The organism is Shewanella corallii, assembly GCF_023349125.1.
GTDB classification, from domain to species: Bacteria; Pseudomonadota; Gammaproteobacteria; order Enterobacterales; family Shewanellaceae; genus Shewanella; species Shewanella corallii.
The window spans coordinates 232,140-250,703 of sequence record NZ_JAKIKT010000001.1 but is presented as its reverse complement, the minus strand read 5'-3'; the positions used below and the strand labels follow the sequence as shown (position 1 = coordinate 250,703).

At 53.1% G+C, this 18,564-nt stretch carries 15 protein-coding genes; 8 read left to right on the top strand and 7 right to left on the bottom strand.

Features of this window, described 5'->3' with window-relative positions; translation table 11 throughout:
• Positions 1–677: 677 nt before the first annotated feature.
• The 3 genes from L2725_RS01070 to lhpI are packed head-to-tail and all read left to right on the top strand — an operon-like array spanning position 678 to position 3,902.
• Entirely contained in the window at positions 678–1,775 is a 1,098-nt protein-coding gene (locus L2725_RS01070; protein WP_249247215.1) for a proline racemase family protein, read from the top strand.
• The gene (locus L2725_RS01065; RefSeq protein WP_249247214.1) at positions 1,772–2,884 is read left to right on the top strand and encodes a M24 family metallopeptidase; all 1,113 of its coding nucleotides are present in this window, start codon (positions 1,772–1,774) and stop codon (positions 2,882–2,884) included. The genes L2725_RS01070 and L2725_RS01065 overlap by 4 nt, the downstream gene beginning before the upstream one ends.
• Before the next feature lie 55 nt (positions 2,885–2,939).
• Positions 2,940–3,902, top strand: coding sequence for a bifunctional Delta(1)-pyrroline-2-carboxylate/Delta(1)-piperideine-2-carboxylate reductase (gene lhpI, locus L2725_RS01060; RefSeq protein WP_249247213.1), 963 nt, complete (start codon positions 2,940–2,942; stop codon positions 3,900–3,902).
• A 109-nt stretch (positions 3,903–4,011) separates the two neighbouring features.
• On the opposite strand, the gene L2725_RS01055 is transcribed toward lhpI, so the two are convergent.
• The gene (locus L2725_RS01055) at positions 4,012–6,711 is read right to left on the bottom strand and encodes a choice-of-anchor B family protein (protein ID WP_249247212.1); all 2,700 of its coding nucleotides are present in this window, start codon (positions 6,709–6,711) and stop codon (positions 4,012–4,014) included.
• 114 nt (positions 6,712–6,825) lie between these two features.
• Here L2725_RS01055 and L2725_RS01050 point away from each other — a divergent pair, with 114 nt between their 5' ends.
• Together L2725_RS01050 and L2725_RS01045 are read left to right on the top strand one after the other, a co-directional pair.
• A complete protein-coding gene (locus L2725_RS01050; RefSeq protein WP_249247210.1) occupies positions 6,826–7,650 on the top strand; it encodes an MbnP family copper-binding protein in 825 nt (274 codons plus the stop codon).
• The gene (locus L2725_RS01045) at positions 7,647–8,846 is read left to right on the top strand and encodes an MbnH family di-heme enzyme (protein ID WP_249247209.1); all 1,200 of its coding nucleotides are present in this window, start codon (positions 7,647–7,649) and stop codon (positions 8,844–8,846) included. The genes L2725_RS01050 and L2725_RS01045 overlap by 4 nt, the downstream gene beginning before the upstream one ends.
• 57 nt (positions 8,847–8,903) lie before the next feature.
• Here the strand turns inward: L2725_RS01045 and L2725_RS01040 are convergent, their stop codons facing one another.
• From L2725_RS01040 to dapA, 4 genes are all read right to left on the bottom strand, one after another.
• On the bottom strand, positions 8,904–9,578 hold the full coding sequence (locus tag L2725_RS01040) for a GntR family transcriptional regulator (RefSeq protein ID WP_249247208.1): 675 nt from the start codon (positions 9,576–9,578) through the stop codon (positions 8,904–8,906).
• Positions 9,579–9,799: 221 nt separating this feature from the next.
• On the bottom strand, positions 9,800–11,278 hold the full coding sequence (locus L2725_RS01035) for an aldehyde dehydrogenase (NADP(+)) (protein ID WP_249247207.1): 1,479 nt from the start codon (positions 11,276–11,278) through the stop codon (positions 9,800–9,802).
• An 11-nt stretch (positions 11,279–11,289) separates the two neighbouring features.
• A complete protein-coding gene (locus L2725_RS01030; RefSeq protein ID WP_249247206.1) occupies positions 11,290–12,291 on the bottom strand; it encodes a 4-hydroxyproline epimerase in 1,002 nt (333 codons plus the stop codon).
• 66 nt (positions 12,292–12,357) lie between these two features.
• Positions 12,358–13,269, bottom strand: a complete 912-nt coding sequence (gene dapA / locus L2725_RS01025) for a 4-hydroxy-tetrahydrodipicolinate synthase (RefSeq protein WP_248934029.1) — start codon at positions 13,267–13,269, stop codon at positions 12,358–12,360.
• 144 nt (positions 13,270–13,413) lie between these two features.
• On the opposite strand from dapA, the gene L2725_RS01020 reads away from it, so the two are divergent.
• Complete coding sequence (locus L2725_RS01020) at positions 13,414–14,679, top strand: NAD(P)/FAD-dependent oxidoreductase (protein WP_249247205.1); 1,266 nt, start codon at positions 13,414–13,416, stop codon at positions 14,677–14,679.
• 416 nt (positions 14,680–15,095) lie between these two features.
• On the opposite strand, the gene L2725_RS01010 is transcribed toward L2725_RS01020, so the two are convergent.
• Positions 15,096–15,881 (bottom strand): AcfA family outer membrane beta-barrel protein, encoded by a 786-nt coding sequence (locus L2725_RS01010; protein WP_249247203.1) that lies wholly within the window; start codon positions 15,879–15,881, stop codon positions 15,096–15,098.
• A gap of 298 nt (positions 15,882–16,179) precedes the next feature.
• Here L2725_RS01010 and L2725_RS01005 point away from each other — a divergent pair, with 298 nt between their 5' ends.
• Positions 16,180–16,803, top strand: coding sequence for an HAD-IB family hydrolase (locus L2725_RS01005; RefSeq protein ID WP_249247198.1), 624 nt, complete (start codon positions 16,180–16,182; stop codon positions 16,801–16,803).
• Positions 16,804–16,823: 20 nt separating this feature from the next.
• On the opposite strand, the gene L2725_RS01000 is transcribed toward L2725_RS01005, so the two are convergent.
• Positions 16,824–17,897 carry a bifunctional transcriptional activator/DNA repair enzyme AdaA gene (locus L2725_RS01000; RefSeq protein ID WP_249247196.1) on the bottom strand — a complete coding sequence of 358 codons (1,074 nt, stop codon included), beginning with the start codon at positions 17,895–17,897 and terminating at the stop codon, positions 16,824–16,826.
• Between the two features lie 131 nt (positions 17,898–18,028).
• Between L2725_RS01000 and L2725_RS00995 the strand changes: the two genes are divergently transcribed.
• Positions 18,029–18,457 carry a hypothetical protein gene (locus tag L2725_RS00995; RefSeq protein WP_249247194.1) on the top strand — a complete coding sequence of 143 codons (429 nt, stop codon included), beginning with the start codon at positions 18,029–18,031 and terminating at the stop codon, positions 18,455–18,457.
• The last annotated feature ends 107 nt before the right edge of the window (positions 18,458–18,564 follow it).

Below are 18,564 nucleotides of genomic sequence, written 5' to 3'. Positions count from 1 at the left end.
AGCTTGGCATAACGCTTTACGGCATGTCTTCTTGCGCCCTAGGTACTATTGGACCTGCTGCTCAACTGCATAAAAATGTGCAGCCTTACAGCAATCGAGCTCAGTGTTCTACATTTAGCTCGGTAATAGTTAACAAAATGCTCACAAACTGCCGTTCAGAGATAATAGGAGCCGTTCCTGTTACCTCTTATTCAAAGGAATAACTGGCTCGCACAAGTATCTTAGGAACGACTCTGAGTTTGAGAATTACACCAGTCCCCGTCCAACGCTGCCGAGGGTATTGCTGAAAATGGTGTAGTGAGGCATGGATGCCGAAGCAGCGACAGTCGAATCATGGACGAGCGTCTGTCGTGTTAGCCAATTTTCAGCATAAGACCGAGGGGCTTTCAGCGTTGGTTGGGGTGTCCTTGGGGTTGTTAGGGGTGTTGGACAAGCAACACCCCTGACCCGGGTGAAGCCTGGAAGGCTTCGATGTTCTGCCAAGCGAAGCTTGGCTATCTCCCGCCAGCGGCGAGTGACTGCAAGTCACTAATAAAAAGCATCCCCTGGCGACCGAGGCCATGGTCGCCGCTCAAACTTGCATCAACACCAGGTATATTGTATACAATAACAACTCAGGACGATGCGGCTATCCCTATCAGCCAGCAGGCTAACCATAAAACGGAACCCTTCAGGCAATGACTGACTCACAGGCAAACACCGCAGCCAGCGGCACAAAGACAGCGAACACCAACCGCAACTCTTTCGCCAACTGGCAACCCACGGCTGGCATGACCAAAATCACCACATTGGAAATGCACACAGGTGGTGAGCCGCTGCGTATTGTCACCTCTGGGTTCCCCAGGCTGAAAGGCGATACCATTCTGGCAAAGCGGCAGGATTGTCTGGCCAATCATGATGATTTGCGCAAAGCCCTGATGTTTGAGCCTCGTGGTCATGCGGATATGTATGGCGCCCTGATCGTTGAGCCTGAGCGGCCGGACAGTGACTTTGGCGTGCTGTTTCTGCATAACGAGGGTTACAGCACCATGTGTGGTCACGCCATTATTGCCCTGTCCAAAGCGGCGGTTGAGGCGGGAGTCATTGAAGGCTGTGAAGGTACCAATCATCTGCGTATAGATGCCCCCGCGGGACTTATTCAGTCCCGGGTTGAGCTGGTTGAAGGTCAGGTGCAGCATGTAGAGTTCGACAATGTGCCTTCCTATCTGGATAAGGCGCAGCAATGGGTTGAAGTCGAAGGCATTGGCGAGGTGCTGTTTGATCTGGCCTGGGGCGGCGCTTTTTATGCCTATGTGGATGCCGACAGTATCGACCTGAACCTTGGTGCCGACAATGCCAACCAGATTATTGACTGGGGCAAGCGCATCAAAGCTGCCGTGATGGCAACAACCGACATAACCCATCCCTTTGAAACCGACTTAAGCTTCCTTTACGGCATGATTTTCACCTCACTGACTCAAGTTATTCATCCCGAATCCCACAGCCGTAATGTGTGCGTATTTGCCGAGGGCGAACTGGATAGAAGCCCAACAGGCACAGGCGTCAGCGGCCGCGCCGCCATTCACCATGCCAAAGGTGAACTGGCATTGGGTCAAAGCATCCAAATCGAGAGTATTTTAGGTTCGCCCTTTATCGTGACCGCCATTGAAGCGTGTCAGTTTGGCTCCCAGAGCGCCATTATTCCCCGGGTGTCCGGCAGCGCCAATGTGGTGGGGCAGCACAGTTTTTACCTTGATCCCGCCGATCCACTTAATACAGGATTTATCTTCCGATGAAGACACAAGTTCAACCCGTACTGGAAAAGAGACAGGCAGCCCTGCGGGCCGACATGGCCAACCAGGGTCTGGATTACCTGCTGCTGTTTGGCTATGAGAATATTCGTTATATCAGTGGCTTCAGTGGCCATGCCGCCTATCTGGTGATCTCTGCCCATGATGCTTTCCTGATCTCAGATTATCGCTATGCCGAGCGCGCCAAGGCCGAGAGTGTGGGTTTTGAAGTGATCTGCCGTGACAGAGACAATGAGTCTCTGGGGCAATGTATCAGCCGCTTTATTCAACCTGCAGGCACTCGCTCAAGCATAAAGGTCGGCTTTGAAGCTGCCCATATGGATGTTGCCACCTGGCATGCCATCGCCGCTGAGCTGGCAACTGATAATCTGGAACCAGTTACCGGCATGGTCGAGACCATGCGCATGGTCAAAGATGAGTGGGAAGTGGTACAAATCCGTCAGGCCGCCGCCATTGCCGATCAGGCGCTGGCCGATACCCTGCCCTTTTTTAAAGCTGGCGTCAGCGAGCGGGATCTGGCACTGGAGCTGGAATACCGGATGCAAAAGCTGGGCTCTGAAGGCATGTCCTTCGATACCATTTTGCTGTTTGCCCAGCGCTGCTCCATGCCCCATGGCAGTCCTTCTGCCCAGCAGCTGAAATCCGGCGACTTTATCACTCTGGACTTTGGCGCCGTGGTCAATGGTTACCGCTCAGATATGACCCGCAGCTATATCTATGGCGAGGCCTCAGACAAACAAATTGCTATCTATAACACAGTGGCCGAGGCGCAGCAGGCCGCCATGGACACAGTCAAAGCCGGCGTGCCTGCCATTGAGGCGCTTGATGCCAGCAACCGGATTCTACAGGCTTCGGCTTTTGCCGAATTTGCCGGTGAAGGTCTGGGCCATGGTGTTGGCCTGTTTCTGCACGAGCAGCCCTTTATCAAGCCCGGCTGCGACTATGTGCTGCGCGAAGGCAATATCATCACCATAGAACCTGGTATCTATATTCCGGGCTTTGGTGGCGTACGCCTGGAAGAGGATATTCTGGTCACAGCTTCCGGCTATGAGATCCTGACCCATGCGCCCAAGCCTATGGTGCTGGAAGCCTGATAACCAGTTGACCCAAGAGTCAGCGTGAAATACAGAACAATAGGGATATTAACTGATGAAGATTATCGACAAGCAGCAGGTGGTCACTTCACTGAATTACGACGCCTTACTGCCAGCACTGAAAAAGAGTTTTGGTGGCAGCTTCTCCATGCCCAGACGTCAGGTGTTTGAGCTGGCTCCCGGCGATCCAGCCCATAACGCCTTTGCGGTGCTGCCCGCCTGGGATGAAGAGGTCATTGGCGTTAAATCCTTTACCTATTTCCCCGAGAACGCCAGGGATGGCTTCGATTCTCTGTATTCAAAAATCATGCTGTTTGACCGTCGCCATGGCGTCCCCCTGGCTCTGGTTGATGGCACCAGCGTGACCCTCTGGCGCACCTCGGCGGTTTCCGCCCTGGCCGCCGACTTCCTTGCCCGCCCTGATGCCAAACACCTGGTGTTTTTCGGCACAGGTAATCTGGCCAGCTATATGATTAAGGCGCACCTGAGCGTACGCGATTACAACAAGGTGACCATCATAGGACGTAATGCCGACAAGGTTTCCAGCCTGGTGGCCAGACTGAGCGAAGAATTACCCGACATCAGCTTTGTGTCCGGCGCCAGCACTCAGGAGATAATCTCATCCGCCGACACCATCAGCTGCGCCACCGGTTCCCCGGAACCCTTGTTTAACGGCGACTGGCTCTCCCCCGGCACTCATGTGGATTTGATCGGTAATCACCATGCCCACTGCCGCGAATGCGATACCGCCACTCTGGTGCGCAGCCGTGTGTATGTGGACAGCAAGACCAATGTGCTGAATGAGGCCGGTGAGCTGCTTATTCCCATTGCCGAAGGCGTATTTGAGGCCGAGCAGATCTGCGGCGAAATGGCAGACCTGTGCGCCAGCCAGGTGGGTGGACGCACTCTGGGACGGAAGTCAGACGAAGAGATCACTCTGTTTAAGTCTGTGGGCACGGCCCTGTCCGACCTGGTGGCCGCCAACCTGGTGTACAAGCTCGCCGCCCGGTTCGACTGATAGTTGTTTTAAGAGTTGCTTAGTAGGGGTGCTTAAGCGATGAAGGAATAGGGCAACAAAGAAAGGGGCTATCCGGTGTGGATAGCCCCTTTTGCTTCCAACTTTACTGTCAGCGTCTTTTCAACCTAAGCATTGCCAACAGCATCAGCGTCAACCATCCCAGGCTGCCACCTCCACCACCGCCTGTAGTTGGAGGCTCGGGAGCCGCTACCACACTGATATTTACCGCATCCTGATTGGCCGCCCCCAGACTATCAGTAGCCGTTACAATGAATGTCAGGGTACCGGCACTGGAAGGCGCGACAAAGCTGGCATTGGCCTGATTGGCATTGGTTACAGAGACACTGGTGCCAGCACTTTGTTGCCACTGGTAGCTGATGGCATCCCCTTCAGCATCAGTAGCAGAAGCCGTCAGATTGACCGTCTGGCCCACATTCACCTGGGCATCTTCACCGGCAGAGACGGTCGGCGCAGTGTTGTTTCTGTCGTTGTCATTAATGGTCACCGTCAGCTCGCTTTGTCCCAGCGGCGTGCCATCTATCGCAGTCAGCGTGACCTTGAAGCTCTCTTTCCCTTCGACGGCATCATCATCAAGCAGTGACAGATTGAAGGACTGCATCGAATCATCACCGTCTGTCCAACTGAGTTCACCGGATGCATCCTGCACATCAGAGCCAACAACCGCGGAATCACTCTGCAGTTGATAACTGACCTTAAGTGCACCAACCTTGCCCCCGGTGCGTTGCACCTGCACCTGCACAGTGCCACCTTCATCGCCATCAAGGGCATTGACCGCAAAACCGACCGAACCCACAGCTTCACCTATGTTCAGGCTGTGATAACTGGGGGTAACCAGGGTTGCACCATTGGATGGATTAAACAGACGTATCCAGGCCAGCAACTGCTGTTTTTTCCCTGAGTCCAGCGTCGTGATCTGAATGGTCTTATCCGCCAGATCGGCATCGGCCCAATTCAGAGTGCCTGATGCCTGTTGAAAATCAGTGTTACTGATGGCAGAACCTTCCAGCAGCTCCCACTGCACACTGACGGCACCACTGCCCGCAGGTCTTTGTACCTTAACCTCCAGCAGATCTCCGGCGCCGCCGCTGGTTTGCGGCGAGGCAAAGCTGATTTGCCCCTGAGTTGAGTTCAGGCTGGCATCCTTAAGCACGTACAAACCTGAGTTGATATCACTGGCCAGCACCAACCCGGAGGGCAGATAGGGATAGACACCCCAGACGCCATTAAAGGCATTGGAGTCAGAAGCGGGAAAGGTATCAAAGAAGCCAGCTTCGACAGGATTGGCGGGATCACTGATATCAAGGATAGTGACACCACGCTGATAATTGGACATGTAGTAACGACTGCCGCGGGCATAACCATTGTGGTCGATTGCGGCCGTTGGCCCGGTCCACACTTTCACCAATTGTGGTGCACTTAAATCATCGACTTTAAACACCCTCAATGTCGTGTTCAGCGAAACCCGACGCTCATCCAGCTCATCATGTACATAGATATGCCGTTTGTCTTCACTCCACCAGCCTGAATGCACATACTCGGCATCCTGATAGCTGACATCCGCAAGTTGTCTGGATTGCGAGGGATTGGTGATATCCCACAGTCGCATGGATTCCTCGTTGAAATCCATAAACACAGTGCACACAGGAGTCTGGCAGTTAGCCTGCGCCCTGCCATCGTCCACCACCATAGAGGCAGCATCATGGGTATAATCGGCGCGGGTCGCGCCTGAGTTGTTAAACAAGTTGTTGAGCACACCGGGCTGGCTCAGGCTGTAGGTACGAAAAGCCCCACCGCTGCCATCCTGACCGACGATATGCAGTAGAGGTGACATGCCATTAAGGGCGGTATTAGTGGTGTAATCTACATGACTGATATACACATTGTGAGCCGAGGTTACGGCACTGTCTGAGGTCACCAAAGAGATGGAGTCCGGCAAATTACTGAGATCGATAATCTGGATCTTATCTGAGCCTTCGGACGACACATAGGCGTGGGCTTTCCAACGTACAGCCTGGCTGTCAAACCACTGCAATACTTTGATATCCCGCCAACTGGTGCCACTGCCCTGCACTGTACCAACTTCTACCGGCGACTCGGGATCGGCCAGACTGACCACTGCGGTGCCATTTAGCAAACCAATAATAGCGTACTCAGTACCTGAGTTAAGGTCTACATGACCCCAGATATCATTGGCGGCACCGGGGGAGGATGAGAATGCTGACAGCGCCATATGAGAGACAAGATCGATATTGTCACAGGCAAAACCGGACGCCGTGCCGCCGGAACAATTTGCGCCGGGCTGACTCTGCTGCAGCGCGGCCATTTGTGCCAGTCGATTGTCCAGCTCAGTTCCGTACTGACCTATACCATCACTGATAACCTTAAAGCCTCTCTCTGTCAGCTGGCCGGCAAACTTGGGAGGCACACCTGTAAGCAAAGTCTTGTTCAGACTGGGGGCCTGAGACAGGAAGTGGTCAACTCGATTGTAACCACCGTAAACCGGCACAATATCACTGGTCAGCAGAAACAACTCATCGGCATTGTTGAGGCTATACTCACCCTCTGCCACCAGCACTTTGTCGCCTTTATTGGCCTGACGTATGGCATAAGCCAGGCTGTTACAGGGCCGCAATGGGTTATCACAAAAGCCTTTATCTTTGCCGTTTGGCGCCACAAATCTGGCCTTGTCATGCTCTGCATGGGCATCAGCCTCGGGAATAATTGCCACTGCCGCAAATCCAAGCCCGGCCGCCACCAGTCCGGGCAATAGGGTATTGAACGTCCTCATATTGTCGCTCCTGCGGTCGGTTGTTACCGCCGCTTTATCGCTTTTATTTGTTTATTGCTCCCGATAAGCTAGCACACAAGCAACAAAACGATAACAAACCAAGGAAAGCTCCTGATGCAGCTAAGGATAATCGCCGCCATAGCCATGCCGTTAATCCTGGTCGCCTGTCAGCCCACTCCTACCCAGCTTGAACTGGTGCCGGTTTGGCGGGGTGCCCCCATTGCCTGTGGTGACACTATAGGTGGAATGTCTGCTTCCCAGAGTCAGTGGCAACTGGCACAGCTGCAGCTTTATCTGTCTGAGTTCAAGCTGAATAATCAAGCTTTGGCATTGCAATCAACTGCCCACCAACAAACAGATGTCGCACTGCTTGGCAGTGACTGCGGCGGCGAAGGGTATTGGACGCTCAGCTTTACCGATACCATAGATAACGGCGACCTCAGCTTTACTCTGGGAGTCCCTTTCAGTCTTAATCACCTTAATCCACTTAAGGCTGACTCCCCCTTGAATCAGAGTGATATGTTCTGGACCTGGCAACTGGGCTATAAATTCCTACGCCTGGATATAACCCGCACTCCCGATGAACTCAATCCGCAGACCGGCTGGAGTTTTCACCTGGGCTCTGCGGGCTGTGAATCTCCCAGCCCAATGCGCCCTCCTTCAGTCCCCTGCACCGCAGAAAATCGATTCCGCTATCAGCTTGCATACTCAGGGCAACCTCAGCTGACACTGGAGCTGAGTGAATTGCTGCCAGCTGACATCACTGCAAATCTGGACTATCAGGAGTCATGTATGTCTGAGCCAGGCAGTAAAGCCTGTGCGCCTTTGCTGAGCCAACTGGAGTCGGCACAGAGATCCGTTCAACCTCTCTGGTCATTGCAGCAGGCTGAGCCGCAACACAATAACACGGGAAACCTCAAAGAGAGTTCAGGGCAATGACAGGTGTTAAAGAGACTGGTTTACTGATTATCATGCTGGGTCTGGTAACCCTGCCAGGCTGCTTACCCAGCCAGGAGCCAACCGAAGAGACTCAGGTTTACCAATGGGCTCTGCCCGATGACTTCCCCTTGCCCCAGGTACCCCCAGAAAATCCTATGTCTGATGCCAAGGTTGAACTTGGCCGTTACCTGTTTTACGACCGTGCGCTGTCAGCCAATCAACGCCAGAGCTGCGCCTCCTGTCACCTGCAATCCCACGCATTTGCCGAGCCCTTGCGGGTATCCACTGGCAGCACAGGCGAGCAACACAGACGTAATGCCCCGGCGCTGGTGAATATCGCCTACAACAAGAATCTGACCTGGGCCCACAATGGCCTGACTCAAATTGAGAGACAGGTGCTAATCCCCCTGTTCGGACAAGAGCCCATTGAGATGGGCGTCAGTGGCCATGAACAGCAGGTATTGCAGCGGCTTACCCGAGCGCCCTACCCGGAGCTCTTCATCAAGGCCTATGGTGAAGCTTATGCAGGTACGCCAGAGTTTATTCAGGTAACTCAGGCGCTTTCCAGCTTTGTCCGCAGCCTGATTTCCCTCTCCAGCCCCTTCGATCGCTACGCCTACTATGAAGATGACTATGCCATTAATGATCAGGTCCGGGCTGGTATGAAGCTGTTCTTTTCAGAGCGAATGGAGTGCCACCACTGCCATGGTGGCTTTAACTTTACCCAGTCCACCAGCCACCAGAAGCAGCCTCTGGACAGGCGGCCATTCCATAACATCGGCCTGTATTACACCAGCCGCACCAAACTAACGGATGACAGCCAGGGCTACCCGGACAAAGACAGAGGGCTGGGCGAGTTAACCGGTAAGCCGCAGGATGATGGCAGGTTCAGGGCTCCCACCTTGAGGAATATCGCTCTGACTGCCCCCTATATGCATGATGGCAGCGTAGCGAGCCTGGAAGAGGTGATAGAGATATATGCCGCCGGAGGCAGGGAAATCACCAGCGGCCCTTTCGCCGGTGATGGCCGCAGACACCCTTTCAAAAGTCCTTTTGTGAACGGTTTTGATATTAGCGCACAGGAAAAACAGGACCTGATAGCCTTCCTTAATAGCCTGACGGACGAATCGTTTATATCGAACCCTGCGTTCAGCGATCCCTGGCCTGCCACCGAGCAAATGACCAGCTTGAAATGAATCCCGAAACAATAAAGCCCGGCTCAATGCCGGGCGTTATCATCGGTTTATCTGGCGCTAAATGGTACCGTCTTTCAGCAGGGCTTTGATCTCATCTCTGGCACTGAAGATATGGTCCTTTAACAGGCTGCAGGCTTCGTCGATATGGCCACTGCGGCACAGGTCGATAAGCTGTTTGTGCTCACCACCTGACTTTTTAATACCATCAGCCAGCAACAGGTGCATGCTGATGTAACGGTCGGCATTCTTGTTCAGGTTACCAACAATTTCCAGCGTCTGGGGGCGACGCGCTCCCTGGTACAGGAACAGGTGGAAACGGGTATTCAATTCAGCCCACTCATTAATACTGCCACCATCGGCAAAGGCTTTATCCAGAGCTGCCAACAGGGTTTCTGCCTCATCAAAATCTGCAGCTGACATCCTGGGCACAGAGCGGCGCAGCAGGTCGGCTTCCAGCATGGCACGCATTTCAAACAGTTCATCCAGATGGGCTGTATCCAGCTCTGTCACTATGGCGCCTTTATGGGCCTGGAACTTCACCAATCCTTCGGCTTCCAACTGCAAAAGTGCTTCACGAACCGGAATACGGCTGACATCCATCTCCTGGGCCAGTGCCGCCTGACGCAATGGCTGTCCTGCTGTGAATTCACCTGACAGAATCTTTTCGCGGATAGTATCAACAACAAACTCGGTGCGCGTCTTGTAGGTAATCTTCATCGTGGCATTTTGCATTGTGTATAAAAGTCCCGGCAGTTTATGTAACTCATTAAAAAAAGGCCAGACAAGCTGGCCCTGGGATAGATGAAGCGCACAAGAACTTAATCTTCCCTAATGGAGTTCATTCTCTGCTTCGGGGAAAGCAGAGAACTCCCTCCGATGCATCACGTATGGAAGGACCACAAACTCTTCCTCAGCTCTACATCACTCACATAAGAACGGTTACTCAGGGTTCGTCAGACTGCATTTTGTATGCACAATGGGCGCAGGAAACGTTCAATCGCCTGGCTGCCAACTGAGGTGCTGCGCACATCGGTGGAGCTGGGGAAAGGACCGCCATGCATCATGGAGTCACACACTTCAACGCCTGTTGGCATCTGGTTGTAGATGAGGCGCCCTACCAAATAGGAAAGCGACTCAACCACATTCTGGTTGGCAGCAATCAGTGCATCACTGCCATGGATGCTGGCGGTCAACTGACCTTCCAGCCCTTCCAATACCTGCTCCAGCTCAGCGGCATCTTTATAGGTCACCAGCAAAGCTGCCGGGCCAAACACCTCCTGATGCAAAGCCTCATTGGCAATAAACTCAGCGGCAGAAGTCGCGAACACCTGAGTGGTACAGCGCTTATCTTCACTCTGACCACTGGCCACCAGCCGGGAATGCTGCGCCAGGGTGTCACAGCCCTTTTGATAAGAGCTGAGAATCGCCGGGGTCAGCATAGGCTGAGGGGCTGACTGCTCCACTTCACGGGATACGGATTGCTTAAAGCCTTCGGCTTCCGCCTCGCTCACCAGCCACAGACCCGGATTGGTACAGAACTGACCTGCGCCCATATTCAGTGATCCGACAAAGGTCGCTGCCAGCGTATCTTCGTTGCCGGCAACCGCTCCAGGCAGCAACACCTGAGGGTTAATAGAGCCCAATTCACCAAAGAAGGGGATCATCTGCTGACGCTGCTTAATGCTGTCCAGCAGCGCCATCCCCACAGCGTAAGAGCCGGTAAAGCCCACCGCCTGAATGCGGGAGTGTTTCACCAGAGCATGGCTGATCTCATATGACTTGCTCTGCAGCAGCTGATACACGCCAGCAGGCATATTGCACCTGGCAATGGCGGCGGCAATCGCCTGAGTCACAATTTCACTGGTGCCTGGGTGGGCGGTGTGGGCCTTGTAAACCACGGGGCAACCGGCGGCCAGGGCTGAGGCGGTGTCACCACCGGCAGCACTAAATGCCAGCGGGAAATTACTGGCACCGAATACGGCAACAGGGCCAACGGGGACCTTGCTCAGCTTGAGATCCGGGCGTGGCAGCGGTGCACGTTCCGGCAGCGCGCCGTCATGGGCGATGATCTCTGGGTCCTTTTCCAGATTAGCGGCGAACAGGCGCAGCTGTCCCACGGTGCGACCCAGCTCGCCTTTAATACGCATCTCAGGCAGTCCGGTTTCCAGCGGGGTGCGGGCCACCAGCTCAGCTTCCCGGGCCACCAGCTCATCGGCAATGGTGCTGAGGAACGCCGCTCGCTCTGAACGGCTGGTTTGACGGTAGGCTTTAAAGGCTATCCAGGCTTGCTCGCAGGCAGCCTGCAGCTGTGCATCGCTGATATTCTGGAACTCAGGCGTAATGGCACTGTGGTCCAGCGCATTGATGGCACTGAAACTGCCTTCGCCTTCAGCAGCCCACTGATTGTTGATAAAACTCAATCCGGTCAGCATCTTGCTTCCCCTTAAACTAGTTGAAATCCGTTAACATAGGGATCGTCATCATCCACCAGGATCTGGTTGTATCCCGTGACCCTGGCCCATCCCTGAATTGAAGGCTTGATGGCGGTAATGCCGCCGACTTCAGTAATTTCTTCAATCGTGCCCACAAACTGGCTGCCGATAATCGACTCGTGGACAAACTTTTCCCCGGGTTGCAGCAGACCTTTGGCGTGCAACTGCGCCATACGCGATGAAGTGCCTGTGCCACAGGGACTGCGGTCTATCGCCTTATCACCGTAGAACACAGCGTTGGCCGCACTGGAGCCGGGAGTTTGCGGTTTGCCGGTCCAGAGCACATGGGAAAGACCCCGAACCTTAGGATCTTCAACATGGACACATTCCACCGCCTTACCGGCAATCTCCCGCACCAGCGGGCTGTACTTGAGGATGTCACCCGGCGTCCAGGCATCAATGCCGGGAAAGTTTTGCTGAGGCTCGACGATGGCGTAAAAGTTACCGCCATAGGCGATATCCAGCTTCAGTCTGCCAAGTTCAGGCACATCAATTTCAATATCTTTGTGGGCTAAGTATGCGGGCACATTGAAGATTTTGACCCACTCCACCTTGTTGCCCGTCATGGCGTACTCCACATTGATCTGCCCTGCGGGTACATCAATGGTGAGCTTGCCCGGCACCCGTGGCTTAAGCAGCCCGGCTTCCAGTCCGGCGGTTACCGTACCTATGGTGCCGTGGCCGCACATGGGCAGGCAGCCAGAGGTCTCGATAAACAGAATCGAGGCGTCGGCGTTGTCGCTGCAGGGCGGGTAGAGAAATGCCCCGGACATCATGTCGTGGCCTCTGGGCTCAAACATCAAAGATTGACGGATCCAGTCATACTCCCGCATAAAGTGCAGCCGCTTATCTCCCATGGTCTCCCCTTCCAGCACAGGATGACCGGAAGTCACCAGCCGAACCGGGTTGCCACAGGTATGGGCATCAATACAGAAAAAGGTTCCTTTATTCATCTGCAAATCCTGCTCATAAAATCCAGGCCGCCCGCTGCGATTTACAGCGGCCAGCCCAATAAAGACTTACAGACCAAACTTGCTCAGGTCGATACGGCTTTCCAGCGCTTGCTGGTAAACACGTTCAACATAGGCACGCTCTTCACCCGCCAGAGGCAGACGCGGGGCACGTACGCGCTCACTGCCGCGACCCGCCAACTGCTCAGCAAACTTGATGCACTGCACCAGCGTCGGGATGGTGTCCAGACGCAGCAGTGGCAGGAACCAGCGCCAGATTTCGCGGGCTTCTTCGTAACGGCCCTGTTGTGCCAGGGTGTAAATCGCCACGGACTCGCGGGGGAACACATTGGTCAGGCCGGAGATCCAACCGGTCGCGCCCAGCATCAGGCTTTCCAGGGCGATATCATCCACACCTGAGAACACGATAAAGCGATCATCAAAAGTGTTGTATAGCTCAGTGATACGGCGGGTATCTGTGGTGGACTCTTTCACCGCCACAATGTTGGCCTCTTCTGCCAGCACCTTCATGCCTTCAATGGAAATATCCACACCATAGCTGACCGGGTTGTTGTAGATCATGATGGGCAGTTTGGTCTGGCGGGCCACCGTCTGATAGTGAACTATGGCTTCGGCTTCAGTGGAGCGGTAAACCATACCCGGCAGCAGCATCAGGCCATCTACGCCAATCTCTTCGGCATCTTTGGCAAACTGCACCGCAGCGGCGGTAGTGGTTTCTGCAGCGCCACAGATAACAGGTACGCGACCGGCAATCACTTCTACTGCCGCCTTCATTACCTGACGCTTCTCTTCAGCGCTGAGCTGGCAGTTTTCGCCTACTGTGCCACACACAATGATGCCGTGTACGCCATCTTCAATCAGGCTTTCCCACATTTTGGCATTCTGTTCAAAATCAATTGAATCATCAGCTCTGAACTGGGTTGATACGGCTGGATATACACCTTTCCAATCTGGTCTCATTGCGGTTTTACTCCTGACTAAAAATCACTGGGAAATAGAAGGTTTATTTAGGGATTTAGTAGCGTTAATTTTGCCTTCCCGGCTATTGCTTGATTTTTAAACTAAGGTATATTGTATACAAAATCAAGCGGCATTTTTACAAACATGCAAAATCAGCAACATTCGAATCAGACCCCGCATATTGTGGTGCTGGGGGCCGGCGTGGTTGGCTTATGTACCGCCATTCAACTGCAGTTACGGGGGGCGACAGTCACCCTGGTAGACAAAGATGGTGTGGGTGAAGGCTGCTCAAAAGGCAATGCAGGCCACTTTGCCACTGAACAGGTATTCCCGCTGGCACAGGCCTCTTTATTGCCGCAACTGCCGGGCATGCTGCTGGATCCCAAAGGGGCATTGCGTATCAGCCCCACTTATCTGTTGAGGGCGATTCGCTGGTTTTTGCAATTTATGGCCAATATGCGTAGGCGGGTGTTTAAACGAAATACTGCCTCGCTGAGAGCATTGAATGAGGGCGCCATGGATGCATGGCAAAGATTGCTGGATAAAAGCCAGAGCCAGCATCTGCTCCATTGCAAAGGCAGCCTGCTGACCTTTGAATCAGACTCCCGCGAAGCCGCCAAAGCCACCCAGGCCATGTACCACAGTGAAGGCGTCGGGGTTGAGCTGCTTGAGCGTCAGGCACTGGATGCCCTGCAACCGGGACTGCATCCCAATATCACCCATGCCCTGCACTTTACTCAGGTAGGCCACACCTCCAGCCCCTATCAGCTCAGTCAGTCCCTGTTCCTCTATGCCAAATCTCTCGGGGTTAAACTGCTGCAGGCTGAGATCTCCCAGATAAAACACGCCAAAGGCAAACTGACCCTGAGCACAGACAGCTCTGTACTCAACACAGATAAGCTGGTTGTTTGCACCGGAGCCTTTTCCAAAACCCTGTGTAATCAGCTTGGCTATCAGGTCCCACTGGATACAGAGCGGGGTTATCACTATATGGTCAGTAGCGAGCGGATGCCGACCATGCCTGTAGTCTCCTTTGAAAAGAAGTTTATTCTCACGCCCATGAGTGAAGGCCTGAGGCTGGCGGGCACAGTGGAGTTCGCGGGCATTAAGCAGGCGCCCAATTATCAGCGTGCCGATATGCTGAAACAGCTGGGCGAGAGCATCTGGCCGGATATACAGGACGATAAACCCGAAGATGAGAAACGCTGGATGGGATTCAGACCCACACTGCCGGATTCATTGCCGGTAATGGGTAAAGCCCCCCGCCATGACAATCTGTTTTTTAACTTTGGTCATCAACATCTGGGACTGACACTGGCGGCAGTCAGCGCAGAATTGGTCGCGGCCGAAGTAATGGGAGAGAAGCCAGCGGTCAATATGACTTCCTACTCTATTGCCAGGTTTAACTAGGGTCTGTTGACCTTTCATGGTTGAATTTTGCTCGAGATAGACGCGCTTTAATCAAGGCGCAAGGTGTGTCGCCTAGTGGGCCTAAGCAAATACCTTGCAACAAAGAGTAAAGCGCGTATAGCCGAGCCCTTCGGGCAGCGTTTGTCGTCGCTTTCTACTGCATTAACGCTCATTTATGTAGAACAACTACACCGCAATCGCGTTGCTTTGTATAAAACAACGACAAAGTGCTGCAAAAACCATCTTCAAAGGTCAACAGACCCTAATTACCAGATTCAGAGCAAAAAAAAGCATGGCTTCAAAAAAAGGGATGAGAAGCCATGCGTTAACCAAATAAACCGGTATTAAAGGAAGAGAATAATGAGATGAAACACTTGCCGGAATCTCACCGGCTCCTTTATCTGGATTCCTGAAACTTAAAACTGATAAGTGGCGCTGAACAGCAGTTCGCTGACATTACCCACATGGTCAAACTGATACTGAGCAGCTACACCCAGATCCAGACCTTTGTATACGTTGTAGTTCAAACCTACGCTGGCAATACCACCGACAGCATTTTCGGTGTGGTGTGCGCCACCGGCACGGGTGATGGTTTGCTCAAGATCGTCATTGGTGACCGCTTCAAACTCATCTTCACTGCCCGCATGATAGCTGTACTGAGTCAGTACCAGGCCCAGACCTGTTTTCAGGGTCAGCTTGTCATTCAGAGGCATAAAGTAGACTGGCTTAACTATGTACTGGTGGGCCTTGGTATTGGCGCTCCAATCACGTTCATGGGTGGCTGACACGCCAGGCTTACCTTCAGTAAACACATGGTCTGTGGTACCCATATTTTGGCCGAATGAATCCTTGGCCTTGTACTGGTTATAACCAAACTCAACACCAAAGTTGTTGTCGAAACGGTAACCGATAAAGGCGCCACCTACGTCGGTGCGACCACCTGGCTTCAGGCTGACATTATCGCCATTGCCAAAGTTGGTGTGATAATCCTGCTCCACAGCGCCAATGCCATATTCCAGACCGGCATAAATACCACTGTTGCTTTTAACCGGCAGCTGAACTTCATCACCTACTGCCATCACTTCCACGCCGTTTGGAGAATCAACTTCAACTGCAGTGACATCATATTCAACATCTGAGTTTGGCGCGGCAAAAACAGCTGGGCTCATGACCAGCAATGGCAGCAGTAAACGCTTCTTCATTGGAACACCTTCATCATTTAATGAGGAAGGAACAAATAACTCCACCGACAGGACTTGTTTGCACCTTCTGCAATGCAAGTGACTGTTCCACTTGCTAACTTGAGGTGAAGTCTAAAGAGTCTCAGATGAAGGACCTGTGTCTGAGCTATTAAGTTTTTTTCACAGGGGAACCCGAAACAGATAAAGCTAATTCGCTAAAACTATTGGGGAAAGCGATCGGCCTGAACAGCTTTGGGCTGACAAAGCGTGTCGCAGCTTGTTACTCTGAGCCGCCTGAATCACAGATACTCAGTACAGCATGGATCTCGCACTGTTCGACTTCGACGGCACTATCACAGATACGGATACCTTCAGCACTTTTATCCAGCTCACTACCTCCAAAAGACGCAAGCTCGCCTTCGCGCTGCCATTGCTGGCCGCCAAATGGGGTTACAAGTCTGGCCTGATGTCCGCCACCCGGGCACGACATATCGCCCTTAAATATGCACTGGGAAATCGTGATGCCAGCGCCATGAGAGATCTGGGAGAACTGTATGCGCAAACCCTGTTGCCGGGGTTTATCCGGCCAGAGGCGCAGCAGGCTATGGAGTGGCACAGGCAAAGAGGCGATACCCTGGTGTTGGTTTCTGCCTCTTTGGATCTATACCTGCAACCCTGGACCCGGACTCAGGGAATTGAGCTTATTTGCTCCCGGGTCGAAATCTGTGACGACAGGTTAACCGGCCATTACCGGGGCGCGGATTGCTGCGCAGGAGAGAAAGCCAAAAGGATACTACAGACTTATGATTTAAAAGAGTTTGGCGCTGTTCATGCCTATGGCGACACCAACGAGGACAGGGAGATGCTGGCACTGGCGGACCATGCCTGGATGGCTTGGCGTCAGGTCAAACAGAGCGATAACTCTGAATCCCTGACGCTGTAACCACCCTAAGTGAGCGTAAATTATGCCTTCAGGGCCAAAGGTTTATTGGCCACTTTGGCCTCATGCTCCAGCAGCCAGCGCTTACGCTCCAGTCCGCCGGCATACCCCACCAGCTTGCCATCTTTGCCTATCACCCTGTGACAGGGAATGATAATTGCCAGACGATTCATGCCGTTGGCGCTGGCAACTGCCCTCACCGCCTTGGGGTTACCCAGTTTCACCGCCTGCTGCATATAGCTGGCAGTATCACCATAATCTATCTGCTTCAGCGCCTGCCAAACCCGATTCTGAAACTCTGTGCCCGGCGTATGCAGTGGGATATCAAACTCAAGTCGCTCACCGGCAAAGTACTCGGCAATCTGCTGCTTGGCCTGACGGATAAACTCGTTCTCTCCCGCCATGATGCAGGTCTTGAGACGTCGCTGCAGATCTTCAAACTCAGTCTCCAGCATTCGGCGGTCGACAAACTCCAGCAGGCACAGGCCCTGATCACTGGCGCAGGCAAACATAGGGCCCAATGGCGTAGTAAACCGGTCGATTAACAGGGGCGCAGATTGCAGTTCACTGGGTGACGTGCCCGTGTACTTTTTAAAGGTGTAACCAAAACCACTGAGGGAGTCATACCCCGAGTCAAAGGCGGAATCAGTGGCGCTTTTACCCTGCTTAAGTTCTATCATTGCGTTGTTTATCCGATACATACGCTGGAACGCCTGAAAGGTCATTCCATAGTGTTTATTGAACCAGCGGCGGATCTTTTCCGGCGCAATGCCCATCTGTCGCAGACGGGCATCCCCTACCTTCTGCTTGGGGTTGGCGCGCACTTCATCAATGGCCCGGTTGATCTCTTCCGGTGCCTGGTGTGCATTTTCCGTCGGCCGACATACCTTACAGGGGCGATAGCCATTATCCATGGCACTTTTCAGGGAATCAAAAAACTCCACATTCTCGCGCTTGGGTTTGCGGGCCCTGCAGGTAGCAATACAGAAAATAGAGGTGGTTTTAACTCCCACATAAAAGCTACCCAGAAAACTGGCGTCCCTGGCGATCAATGCCTGGTAATACTTATCTTCCAGTTTCTTGTTTTCAATCCGCATTCACATATCCCTGCTTTTGTTCTACCCACACCTTAACGACAATGGCTTTGATGCAACAACCGAAAATTGAACACCTATTTTTTCAACCAGGTTTTGGCAACATACTCAAAGCCGTGCACAATGAGCATCAGATGCCACTAACAGAATATAAGCCAATGAATAAAGTTGTTTATGTACCCGCTCACTTCCAGCAGTTGGCAGGCAAGGCTGCCGATGCCTGGTCGAAGAAAAAGTCGCCCAAAGAGTCCGACGCTATGGTGGACGGCGAACGTCTGAGCCAGGATACCGCTGCTGCGGTCGAAGCTCTGAATGCTGAAGGCTATGAGGTGCAGTCTATTATGCCCATCACGTCCGGCAACTATAACTTTGCTCAAATCCATGGCAGTGGCAGTGTATTTGAAAGTGGTGGCTATGGTTACGGCTACAGCTTTACCCAGGGCGTCACCATTATTGGCAGACGTATCGCAGAACAGACTCAGAGCGCTCCTGAGCCTGGTTTGCAAGAAGAGGATGACGAGTTAAACCCTCTGCCGCTGATTGATCAGGAATCAGAGAACTAGGCAGATCAAATACTCTGAATGGCGGGACATAGCGCAAAACCCGCCCTATCACTTTTTTGTCCGGTGCCACAGTTTGGTATACCGGCATCTGTTTTCGGCTAAATTCT